General features: G+C 55.0%; 10 protein-coding genes and 1 rRNA gene. 4 read left to right on the top strand and 7 right to left on the bottom strand.

Features of this window, described 5'->3' with window-relative positions:
• Positions 1 to 11 precede the first annotated feature (11 nt).
• Positions 12 to 127: ribosomal RNA gene (gene rrf / locus L362_RS10090) — 5S ribosomal RNA — on the top strand.
• A gap of 207 nt (positions 128 to 334) precedes the next feature.
• The gene (locus tag L362_RS10095) at positions 335 to 1,630 is read left to right on the top strand and encodes an MFS transporter (RefSeq protein ID WP_023344706.1); all 1,296 of its coding nucleotides are present in this window, start codon (positions 335 to 337) and stop codon (positions 1,628 to 1,630) included.
• Here the strand turns inward: L362_RS10095 and L362_RS10100 are convergent.
• From L362_RS10100 to trxC, 5 genes are all read right to left on the bottom strand, one after another.
• Positions 1,627 to 1,950, bottom strand: coding sequence for a YfiM family lipoprotein (locus L362_RS10100; protein ID WP_008502197.1), 324 nt, complete (start codon positions 1,948 to 1,950; stop codon positions 1,627 to 1,629). The two genes, L362_RS10095 and L362_RS10100, sit on opposite strands and share 4 nt — an antisense overlap.
• A 45-nt stretch (positions 1,951 to 1,995) precedes the next feature.
• Complete coding sequence (gene pssA, locus L362_RS10105; RefSeq protein ID WP_023294337.1) at positions 1,996 to 3,351, bottom strand: CDP-diacylglycerol--serine O-phosphatidyltransferase; 1,356 nt, start codon at positions 3,349 to 3,351, stop codon at positions 1,996 to 1,998.
• 110 nt (positions 3,352 to 3,461) lie between these two features.
• A complete protein-coding gene (gene pat, locus L362_RS10110; RefSeq protein ID WP_023344705.1) occupies positions 3,462 to 6,125 on the bottom strand; it encodes a bifunctional acetate--CoA ligase family protein/GNAT family N-acetyltransferase in 2,664 nt (887 codons plus the stop codon).
• Between the two features lie 35 nt (positions 6,126 to 6,160).
• Positions 6,161 to 6,859: a tRNA-uridine aminocarboxypropyltransferase gene (gene tapT, locus L362_RS10115; RefSeq protein WP_008502194.1), complete on the bottom strand. Its 699-nt coding sequence runs from the start codon at positions 6,857 to 6,859 to the stop codon at positions 6,161 to 6,163.
• Between the two features lie 69 nt (positions 6,860 to 6,928).
• Positions 6,929 to 7,348 (bottom strand): thioredoxin TrxC, encoded by a 420-nt coding sequence (gene trxC, locus L362_RS10120; RefSeq protein WP_021241886.1) that lies wholly within the window; start codon positions 7,346 to 7,348, stop codon positions 6,929 to 6,931.
• Between the two features lie 204 nt (positions 7,349 to 7,552).
• Here trxC and L362_RS10125 point away from each other — a divergent pair, with 204 nt between their 5' ends.
• Positions 7,553 to 8,653, top strand: coding sequence for a tRNA/rRNA methyltransferase (locus tag L362_RS10125; RefSeq protein WP_008502192.1), 1,101 nt, complete (start codon positions 7,553 to 7,555; stop codon positions 8,651 to 8,653).
• 40 nt (positions 8,654 to 8,693) lie between these two features.
• Here L362_RS10125 and ung read toward each other — a convergent pair whose 3' ends face one another.
• A complete protein-coding gene (gene ung, locus L362_RS10130; protein WP_023294333.1) occupies positions 8,694 to 9,383 on the bottom strand; it encodes a uracil-DNA glycosylase in 690 nt (229 codons plus the stop codon).
• 313 nt (positions 9,384 to 9,696) lie between these two features.
• On the opposite strand from ung, the gene grcA reads away from it, so the two are divergent.
• Positions 9,697 to 10,080 (top strand): autonomous glycyl radical cofactor GrcA, encoded by a 384-nt coding sequence (gene grcA, locus L362_RS10135; protein ID WP_008502190.1) that lies wholly within the window; start codon positions 9,697 to 9,699, stop codon positions 10,078 to 10,080.
• A 50-nt stretch (positions 10,081 to 10,130) separates the two neighbouring features.
• On the opposite strand, the gene srmB is transcribed toward grcA, so the two are convergent.
• On the bottom strand, positions 10,131 to 11,459 hold the full coding sequence (srmB, locus tag L362_RS10140) for an ATP-dependent RNA helicase SrmB (RefSeq protein WP_023344704.1): 1,329 nt from the start codon (positions 11,457 to 11,459) through the stop codon (positions 10,131 to 10,133).
• Between the last annotated feature and the right edge of the window lie 99 nt (positions 11,460 to 11,558).

Genomic DNA, 11,558 nt, shown 5'->3' with positions numbered 1-11,558 from the left:
AACAGAATTTGCCTGGCGGCTTTAGCGCGGTGGTCCCACCTGACCCCATGCCGAACTCAGAAGTGAAACGCCGTAGCGCCGATGGTAGTGTGGGGTCTCCCCATGTGAGAGTAGGGAACTGCCAGGCATCAAACAAGAAAAACCCCGTACCGAAAGGTGCGGGGTTTTTTGCTTTTATCTCCATCCTGGCCTTTCTCTTAATCCCTTATCCTGCTAATGGAATGTGTGATCCCTGTCGCAATGTTATTTATAACAAAATTATAACATTTCATTTACGAGGTTATTGAGCCTTCTGGCTCAATACGCCGCAGTTTATGGCAGGAGCATAATCACAATGACAGAAAGCATGACATCACACGGGACGCTGGCTCACAGTGATACCCGAAGAAGGGTATGGGCAATCGTCAGCGCCTCTTCAGGGAATCTGGTTGAATGGTTCGACTTTTACGTCTACTCATTCTGTTCACTCTACTTCGCACATATTTTCTTCCCATCCGGCAACACCACTACACAGCTGCTACAAACGGCTGGGGTTTTTGCCGCAGGATTTTTAATGCGACCCATCGGGGGCTGGCTGTTCGGCCGTATTGCGGATCGTCGAGGGCGTAAGGCCTCGATGCTGATCTCGGTGTGTATGATGTGCTTTGGCTCGCTGGTGATCGCCTGCTTACCGGGATATGAATCGATTGGCACCTGGGCACCGGCGCTGCTTTTGCTGGCCCGCTTATTTCAGGGATTATCGGTGGGCGGTGAATACGGTACAAGTGCGACCTACATGAGCGAAATTGCACTGGAAGGCCGTAAAGGTTTTTACGCCTCATTCCAGTACGTCACGCTGATTGGCGGTCAACTGCTGGCCATTCTTGTGGTGGTGATCCTGCAGCAGATTTTGACGGACGAACAACTACATGCCTGGGGATGGCGAATTCCTTTCGCAATGGGGGCAGTACTGGCGATTGTCGCACTTTGGCTACGCCGTCAGTTAGATGAAACCTCTCAGAAAGAGGTCCGGATGCTGAAGGAGGCGGGAACATTCAAAGGGTTATGGCGTAACCGCAAAGCTTTCCTGATGGTGCTGGGCTTCACTGCGGGCGGCTCTCTCAGTTTTTATACTTTCACCACCTATATGCAAAAGTACCTGGTGAATACCACCGGCATGCACGCAAACGTCGCCAGTGTGGTCATGACCGCGGCGCTGTTTGTCTTTATGCTCATACAGCCGATCGTCGGAGCGCTCTCGGACAAAATTGGCCGACGTACCTCAATGCTCATTTTTGGCGGATTATCGGCATTATGTACCGTTCCCATTCTGACAGCGCTTCAGCATGTCTCTTCACCGTATGCCGCCTTTGCGCTGGTGATGGTGGCGATGGTGATTGTCAGTTTCTATACCTCCATCAGTGGAATATTGAAAGCCGAGATGTTCCCGGCGCAGGTCCGTGCGTTAGGGGTAGGGCTCTCTTATGCGGTAGCCAACGCGGTGTTTGGCGGATCGGCGGAGTACGTCGCGCTGTCGCTTAAATCATGGGGAAGCGAAACGACATTCTTCTGGTACGTAACGGGAATGGGGGCACTGGCGTTTGTTGTCTCCCTGATGCTGCATCGCAAAGGGAAAGGCATTCGACTTTAATAGCGCGCCATCTGCCATACGGCATAGCCGGTCGTTGCGCCGGCGACATCCCAGGCGAAATCTTTCCAGCTCCAGCCGCTCCCTGCGGGGCGGCTATCCCACAGTTCTTTTGATGCCCCAAGACCTACTGAGAACATTAACCCGATCGCCGCGCTACGATCCCGGCTGTATCCCTGGTGCTGGGCATATTCATTACCGGCTGCGGACAACATCGCGGAAGCGAGGAAATGCTGTGCTTTGTCCTGTCCGGACCAGCTATCGTTAGCCATATGGCTACAGCCACTCAGGAAGAGCACACTCAGTACCAGAGGAATACGCATCAACGGGCTCCATAAAAAAGCCCTGCGGGTGACAGGGCCTGGATATTACAGAATACGGCTGATAAGTCGGTCGATACGGATACGACGTAAGCGGCGAATAAGCTTGCGAACTTTTACCGGATAATCGGCAATGCTCTGCAGTTCGCGGTAGTGATTCACGACGGTCGTATGGGTGCGAATCAGCTCCAGCTCGCGTTCACGTTGGGCGGCTAACTCATGCTGCGGGTCATGAATCAGGATAGCGTTTTCCAGATCCAGTCGCCATGCGCGCGGGTTCAGGTTGTTACCTGTCAGCAGCATCCACTCATCGTCGACCCACATGCCTTTGAGATGGTAACTATTGTCTTCATCTTTCCAGAGACGCACAACCAGCTGGTCAGTGTTGACGTAATACTGTAAGCGGCTCAGGAAACGACGCAGGTTAATCTCATAGAGATAAGGCAGCGCACCAATGATTTTGAACGGCTGATCTTCGGGAATGAAGAAGTCATTTGCCGTTTTATCACCCACGATGATTTCCACTTTTTTACCCTCGCGCAGCAGCTGAATGATATTACGCACCAGCACGGCAGGAAGATTGAAGTATGGCGTGCAGATAGTCAGTTTCTGCTCCGCACACGGCATCAGATGGAAGATCGTTTTGTTCAGCAGGCTTGATTTGCCGAGCCCTACCAGCGGGGTAACGGATAACTCTTCGTTGTTCGCATCGCCCTGGAAATGATAGACCGCATCGCGCAGCTCCTGGCGGAAGGCGCGAACATCGTTTTTGATCTCCGGGCTTTTAGGGCGCTCGGGATCGTCAAGACGATTAACACCACGGCCATGAACCAGATTTTTATCAACCCAGTTGAACATGATATCGGCCATCTGCGGATTACGGATCAGATGGTAGCGGTCATAGCGATATTTATCGAGCTGATGAAGGTAGACATCATTAAGGCTGGCACCGCTGTAAAGCACGCTGTCATCAATGATGAACCCCTTGAAATGAAGAACGCCGAGCGCTTCACGGGTATTCACCGGGACGCCATAAACAGGCACGTCAACGCCAGGATTTTCCTGCGCCGTGCGGCAATACCAGTCAGCATTGGTGTTTGATGCGGCAGCGCCAATACGGCCACGCTGGGCGCGATGCCAGTCTACCAGCACGCGAACATCCAGTTCCGGACGCTGACGTTTGGCTTCATAGAGCGCGTTCAGGATCGCGCGCCCGCCTTCATCCTGTTCAAGATACAGTGCCACAATGCAAATGCGTCGCGTGGCGCTGGCTATCTTTTCCAGAAGCGTCTCCCGAAAATGAGCGGGAGCGTAAAAGAACTCTACATCATCAACTGACTGAGAAATCTTCGGTAGTTGAGCAAGGTGTTGTTGATGTTTATTACGCTTAAATTTTGACAACATCACAGTGCGTTTCTTCTCTGTTCATTGAAGGGTTGTCTGTACTATGCAAACAACATAAGCGGACAATGATACCACCAGTCCCGTCCAAAGTGGGTAACATTTCCAGTAGCTTACTCGCGTTTGTCTGCTGATGTCAGACTGAGGGATAAGGCAACAATACCTTCGTCCAGCTGAATATCAACGTCAAACCCAAGTTTTCGCGCCAGGGTCACCATACCGCGATTGTTAGGCATAGTAATGCCATTAAGGCGTAACAATCCGTGATCTCGCGTATAACTGATGAGTTTTTCCAGCAGTCGTCTTCCCAGGCCCAGACCTTTAAGATCGGAGCGCACCAGCACGGCAAACTCCGCATCGACGTTATCCGGGTCAGAAATCGCACGCGTGACGCCGAGGATCTCATCACCCTTATCGGCGCGACGAACGGCAACAAACGCCATTTCTCGATCGTAGTCGATCTGGGTCATATTGGCTAAATCATCGTGGGTAAATTCGTTGATTTCGCTAAAATAGCGATAATAAAGATCCTCTTTCGTGACCTGAGAGATAAAGGCCCGCAGCTGGGGCTCATCTTCCGGCAGAATAGGGCGGAACAGGGCGCGTTCCCCATTTTTCATCTCAACCCACTCCTCCAGCTGCAGGGGATACGGGCGGATCGCCAGACGGCTCTCGCTGTCTCCTTCGAATGGCGCGATATCCAGGGTCACGTCCAGCGCCGTAAACTCATTGCCGGAGGCGAGCAGCGGATGAATGTCCAGCCGCTGGATCTCGGCACAATCCACAATCAGGTTAGAGACCTGTACCAGGAACTGACTTAGCCCGGCAATATCAAGCGGACGTAGCGCGCTCCGGCCGCGGATCTTTTTGCTTTTAATCGCCTGGATGATCAGATAACGCGCCAGGTTCATGTTCAGCGGCGGTAACGCCACCACGGCCTGCTCCTCCGGGCGCCACTCCACGCCGCCTTCACCCAGCATGATGAGCGGGCCGAAAACGGGATCGTGTTCGACCACCACGCGTAACTCCTGAGCGCCTGCGCGGTTAGCCATGCTTTGCACCAGCAAGCCGTGGATCCTTGCCTGCGGCCAGGCCATTTTGACCCGATCGAAGATGGCATCGGCTGCTTGCTGCACCTCTGCCGCCGTCCGCAGGTAGAGCATCACCCCCTGAACGTCAGACTTATGCGGAATATCCGGGGAGCGCAGCTTCAGGGCAACCGGATAGCCAATCTGCTCGGCAATATGCACGGCCTCAGCGCTGTCGCTGGCGATCCAGGTCGGCAGGGTCTGCATCCCGTAGCTGCCCAGAATGGGCTGGACCTCATGCGTATCCAGCGACGTCGCACCTTCTTCAATCGCCTGCTGCAACAGCCGGTGAACGTCAACGGTATTGGCCGTCAAATTCCCGGGCAACGCCGGCGTCTCGCGGAGCTGTTTCTGGTTGCGGCGATATTCCACCATATGCATAAACGCGGTTATGGTGCCTTCCGGCGTGCGGTAGGTTGGCAGTCCGGCTTCGCTGAACAGGCGTCGCGCCTCCTGCGAAGAAAACTCACCGCACCAGTTGGTGAGCAGGGTGACATATTTGCCTCGCGGATGGTTGCGCACGGCCTCAATGAGCGCGCGCGCGCTTTCGCTGCCCGGCGCGACCGCGCTGGGGGAGTGGATAATCATCAGCGCGTCGAAATCCTGGCTATCCAGCAAAATGGAAATGGCCTTGATATAGCGCTCGCTGCTGGCATCATCGCGTAAATCAAGAGGATTGCCGGGCGTCACGCTGGTCGGAAGCGCATCTTTCAGGCGCTGCAGCGTCTCTTCACTCAGCGTGGCCAGCTTGCCGAAGCGCCGCCACAGCTCATCCAGCGCGAGTGCGGCAGGAGCGGCGCCGTTACTGACAATCATTAACTTCTCGCCGCGCAACGGGCGCATATGGCTTAACGTCTCAACGGCGGAAAAAAGCTCGTGCGTATCCTGTACCCGCAGCAAACCCGCGCGCTGAATAGCGGCGTCCCAGGCGGGATCCATGCCGGAATGCGACTGCAGCAGACGCTGAGCCGCAGGGCTGCGCCCGCTTTTGATTACCAGGATCGGCTTATTGCGCGACGCGCTTCGCGACGCCGAGACAAAACGACGCGCGTCGCTGAGGTGCTCAAGATAAAGCAGGATCGCACTGGTTTTACCGTCGCGCGCCAGAAAATCCAGCAGCTCATCAACGTCGATATCCAGACTGTCGCCGAGAGCAATGAAGTAGGAGAATCCCATTTCACGCTGCTGCGCCCAGTCGAGGATGGTGTTCGATACCGCAGCCGACTGCGAGATAAACGCGAGCTTGCCTTTGCGGATCGGAACCGGAGAGAAGCTGGCATTTAAGCCCTGCCAGGGGGCGAGCAGGCCGAGACTGTTTGGTCCAAGAATGCGCATTTGATAGCGACTGGCGCAGGCCAGAAGCTCGGCTTTCTGTTCAGGCGGAGACGAGAGAATAATGCAGGTTTTACAGCCTTTCTTGCCGAGCGATTCCAGCAGCTCCGGATTCCGTTTCGCGTTTGTACACAGTACGGCCAGATCCGGTACGAAAGGCAGGCTCTGTACATCAGGCCATGCAAGCACTCCCTGAACCGCCTTATACGCTGGCGTGACGGGCATGACGGGGCCATTAAATCCCCCGGCCAGCAGGTTGCGCATCATCAGATAGCCAGCACGATCCGGTTTCATTGATGCGCCGATGACGGCAATGGATTTAGGACGAAGTAGCGCTTCTAACCCTCGCTGGCTCATGCAGGCCTCCTGTGAATGCAAGCGACCTGATGATTTTAAACGCTTTCCGTCTCGGCTGCTGTGACGCTGCCCTTATGAACGGTTTTTCCTGCCAGATAGCGTTCCCGGAAACAGGAGAAATGGTTGCCCAGGGCGCCAGCCGCAGCGGTATCACCCGCCAGATCCAGAAGCGCAATGGCCACTTCGGCGGTGCAGTATTGCCCGTCAGCATGCGCTTCACGCAGGCGGTAGGCGGAGACGCGGGACAGATCGACAGAAATCACCGGCAGTGCGTCGAGATAAGGGCTTTTGCGAAACATTTTTCGCGCTTCGGTCCAGGTGCCGTCCAGCATAATAAACAACGGCGGTTTACCGGATGGCGGCGTCGAAAGCACCTGGCGATCGACACCTGCATATGACGCGGGGAAAACGACCATCGGCTGATAGTCCGGGCTTGCCACTAAGTCGAGCAGGGCCTGAGGGGGCTCCGTGCGGGACCACTGAAACGCCGCGGTATCCGGCAGAATATCGGCAATCAGGCGACCAGTATTGCTGGGCTTCATCGGCTCGGTATCAAACATGACCAGACAAAAACGGCTCTGTGCCGAACTTGGGGTCAGCGTCTCGCACAGGCAAACCTTCAGCGGCAGCAGGCAACGCTGACAGCGGCGAATACGGTTTCCGCGCGCGAGGAACGGACGGGTGGCGCGCGCAAGGCGTTCGGCGCGTAATTGAAGAACAGCGTTATCAGTCATGGGCGAAATGCAGGAAAAACCCTATTTTCGCAGAGGCGGGAACGGGGCACAAGATGTGCCCCGTGAATGTTACAGTGATTCGTTAAGCCAGCTATCAAACGGGGCTTTAGGCACCGCACCGTTGAGCATGTCGACCACTTCACCCTTTTTGAAAATCATAATCGTCGGGATGCTGCGAATGCGAAAACGGGCGCTCAGTTCAGGTTCAGCTTCAGTATTGACCTTAACGAAACGTATTTTCCCGCTGCGTTCTTCGGCCACGTCTTCGAAGATCGGCGCGAAGCTTCGGCATGGGCCGCACCAGGGCGCCCAGAAATCCACTACGACAGGCAGATCGTCCTTGAGGAGTTTGTCCAGCGTAGCACCCGTCGCGTTAATGACATCGCCATCAAACAATTCATGGCCACAACGTCCGCATTTCGCACCATCTTCAATCCGATCGTCCGGAATGCGGTTAAGAGCCTGACAGTTGGCACATACGGTATTCATAACTAACCTCTGATAGAGCCGTGGGACAGCGGCAAGACGCCGATAATGTTTCTAATATGTTACATATTATCAATGAGCCTGTTTGAAACAACAATGCGTTTTATTCAATGAGAACAATAGTCACAGGCTTTTGTACGAAATTATGGCTATGCGCTGGCACATCGGGTAATCTGCGCGCTTCGCGCAGCGCTGGTGGAGAAAAGCATGAACGACGAAATGAAAAACAAAAGCGGCAAGGTCAAAGTGATGTATGTCCGCAGTGATGATGACTCTGATAAACGCACCCAAAATCCGCGTACCGGAAAAGGTGGCGGGCGTCCGGCGTCTTCTCGTGCAGACGGTGGCCGTCGCCCCGCCCGCGATGACAGAAACAACCGCGGTGATGACCGCAAACGTGATGACCGCAAGCGTGACGATCGCAAACGCGATGACCGTCCGCGGGATGACTTCTCACGTGATAACGCCTCCCCGTGGCGCACCGTTTCTCGTGCCCCTGGCGACGAAACGCCAGAAAAGGCCGATCACGGCGGTATCAGCGGTAAAAGCTTTATCGACCCGGAAGTGCTGCGCCGTCAGCGTGCGGAAGAGACCCGCGTGTATGGCGAGAACGCCTGCCAGGCGCTGTTCCAGAGCCGTCCTGAATGTATCGTCCGCGCCTGGTTTATTCAGAGCGTAACCCCGCGCTTTAAAGAAGCGCTGCGCTGGATGGCGGCAAACCGCAAAGCCTACCACGTGGTTGATGATGCCGAGCTGACCAAAGCATCCGGTACCGAGCACCACGGCGGCGTCTGCTTCCTGATCAAAAAACGTAACGGCACCACCGTGCAGCAGTGGGTCAGCCAGGCGGATGCCGATGACTGCGTGCTGGCGCTGGAAGATGTGGGCAACCCGCATAACCTGGGTGCGATGATGCGTAGCTGCGCGCACTTTGGCGTGAAAGGCGTACTGTTGCAGGATGCCGCGCTGCTGGAATCCGGTGCCGCGATCCGTACTGCGGAAGGCGGAGCCGAGCACGTACAGCCGATCACCGGCGACAGCGTGCTGGATGCCCTTGAGCAGTTCCGTAAAGCGGGTTATTCCATCGTGACTACCTCGAGCCATGCCGGTACGCCGCTGTTTAAAGCGACGCTGCCACGCAAGATGGTGCTGGTGCTGGGTCAGGAACGCGATGGTCTGTCTGATGCAGCGCTCTCCAGTGCGGATCTGAGCGTCTCAATCGATGGGACAGGCAATGTGGAAAGTCTGAACGTATCCGTTGCAACCGGCGTACTGCTGGCCGAATGGTGGCGTCAGAATAAGGCATAAGCCTCTTCATGTGCCGGGCCTGACCCGGCACATTCAAATACTACTCGCTCTCTGCCGGTAACACAGGCATCCAGTCAATTGGCGTTTCGCCACGTTTTTCCAGCCATTCGTTCGCCAGAACAAAATGATTACTGCCAAAGAAACCGCGATGTGCAGACAGCGGTGACGGGTGCGGCGCTTTCAACACGTGATGACGCTGGCGGTCAATAATCGCCCCTTTCTTCTGCGCGTGCGATCCCCACAGTAAAAACACGACCCCTTCACGGTGTTCGTTGATCAGGCTGATGACTTTATCGGTGAACGTCTCCCAGCCCAGGCTGGCATGCGAGTGCGCCTGGCCGGCCCGCACGGTGAGTACCGTGTTCAATAACAGCACGCCCTGGCGCGCCCAGCTTTCCAGGTAGCCGTGGTTTGGTCGGGTAAACCCGGGCACGGTTCCTTCAAGCTCTTTATACATATTGAGCAGAGAAGGGGGGATCGCCACGCCCGGACGTACGGAAAACGCCAGCCCATGCGCCTGGCCCGGACCGTGATAGGGATCCTGGCCCAGAATGACCACTTTCACATCGCTCAGTTCGGTGTAGCGAAAGGCGTTGAACACATCTTTCTGCGGCGGGTAAATCGTCTGTCCGGACTGACGCTCAGCCGCAACGGTGTTGAGCGTATTGATAAAATAGGGCTGCTGCTTTTCTTCTGCCAGCACGTCATGCCAGGTTAAAGGTGTCGTCATCTCGCTCTCCTGCGAATCTCAATCTCTGACTAGCTTACCTGCTAAAGCCCGGTGAGCAAAATTCCACGCCGAAATGTGCGCTAAGTCGCTAAATTTATGTTGAAAATGTGCAGGTTAAATTGAATTGGTAAGGTCGTGAAATTGATCTAAAGCAATAAATTCAAACCACACTCTTTATGTGGTTGGTGTTTTTGTTGATTTAAATCAATAAATCACCGGGGTGTGAATGATATATATACACACAAGAAACAATGGTTTTACCAATTGGCCGCGAGAGGCCGACATCAGTTAATGTAGCCTAGGGAGGCAACACATGATTACAGGTATCCAGATTACTAAAGCTGCAAATGACGATCTGCTCAACTCTTTCTGGCTGCTGGACAGCGAGAAAAACGAAGCGCGCTGTGTCGTCGCGAAAGCGGGTTTTGCTGAAGATGAAATCGTGCCGGTGAGCAAACTGGGCGAAATCGAATACCGTGAAATTCCAATGGAAGTGAAGCCAGAAGTGCGCGTGGAAGGTGGTCAGCACCTGAACGTAAACGTACTGCGCCGCGAAACGCTGATGGACGCGGTTGAGCATCCAGAAAAATACCCGCAGCTGACCATTCGCGTGTCTGGTTATGCGGTACGCTTCAACTCTCTGACCCCAGAACAGCAGCGCGACGTTATCGCGCGTACCTTTACTGAAAGCCTGTAAGGCTTCAGCTACGGGGGGAATAAAAAAGCCGGGGATTTCCCCGGCTTTTTTTACTCTTCCGTTTTTGTCTCTGGCGCGGCAGAGCTTGGCTTACGGCGCTTACCAATATTTTTGGTGTCGCGGTGACGCTGCTTCACGCGCGGTTTCTCTTTTTCTTTCTCTTTTCTCTCAGCACGTTTCGCGAGCGCTTTCTTGGACGGTTTACCCGTCATTTTTTCACTCGGCGCACGTGTGGTTGGGCGCAAGCCATCAATAACCCGCGCTTTCAGCGGCTCGTCAACATAGCGGCCAATTTTCTGCAGCAGCAGGTAGTCATGCGCTTCGACCAGTGAAATCGCAATACCTTTGCGGCCCGCGCGGCCGGTACGGCCAATACGGTGCAGATAGGTATCGCCGCTGCGCGGCATATCGAAGTTAATGACGTGGCTGACGTCAGGGATGTCGATCCCACGAGCGGCAACGTCTGTGGCAACCAGCACGTTAACGCGACCGTCGGTCAGGCGCTTAATGCCTTCAGTACGCTTGATCTGCGCCATCTCGCCTTCAAGATAGCAGTTGTTGATCCCGGCGTTACGCAGCATTTCTGCCAGCTCGTGCACGCGCTCGCGCTTACGGACAAACACGATTGTGCGCAGCGCATCTTCCTGCTTCAGCAGGTGTTTCAGCAATTCGACCTTGTGCTCAAGGTTGTCCGCGCGGTAGTACCACTGGTGGATCTTCTTACGCTCACGGGTGGACGGCGTCGCCGACACTTCTACCGGATCTTCCAGCAGACGCTCTGCGAAGTCTTTAATCGCTTCCCCTTCAAGGGTGGCAGAGAACAGCATGGTCTGGTTACGCCAGCGCGTTTCCCCGGCAATGTGCTCGATATCCTGTGCGAAGCCCATGTCCAGCATACGGTCGGCTTCGTCGAGGATCAGCGTTTCAACCGCGCGGCAGTCGAAGTTCTCTTCTTTAATGTACTGCAGCAGGCGGCCTGTCGTCGCAACGACGATGTCCTGGTTTTCGCTGAACACTTCGGCGTGGTTCATATACGCAACGCCGCCGGTGATGGTAGCGATATCCAGATGGGTATTTGCCGCGAGTTCACGCGCGTGATCGGCCACCTGCATGGCCAGTTCGCGCGTCGGCGTCAGGATTAAAATACGAGGCGGGCCAGATTTTTTACGTGGAAAGTCGAGCAGATGCTGCAACACAGGCAGCAAATAGGCTGCAGTCTTCCCCGTACCGGTTGGCGCAGAACCGAGCACATCGCGGCCCTCAAGCGCAGGCGGAATGGCCGCTGCCTGAATGGCGGTCGGGCGTGTGAAGCCTTTGCTCTCAAGTGCATTGAGCAGGCTTTCATCGAGTTCAAGTTCGGAAAAAGTCGTTACAGTCATGTTCTACCTCTGTGTGGGGCGCTGATTATAGACGTTACGGCTGTAATCTTCATCTGTTTGTATGGATATCGCTTTTCGGCCACTTCGCTTTCCCCTATG

Origin of the sequence: Enterobacter sp. MGH 16 (genome assembly GCF_000493175.1) — a bacterium.
GTDB classification, from domain to species: Bacteria; Pseudomonadota; Gammaproteobacteria; order Enterobacterales; family Enterobacteriaceae; genus Enterobacter; species Enterobacter roggenkampii.
The sequence above is the reverse complement of the archived record's forward strand: the minus strand, read 5'-3'. Positions and strand labels throughout refer to the sequence as shown.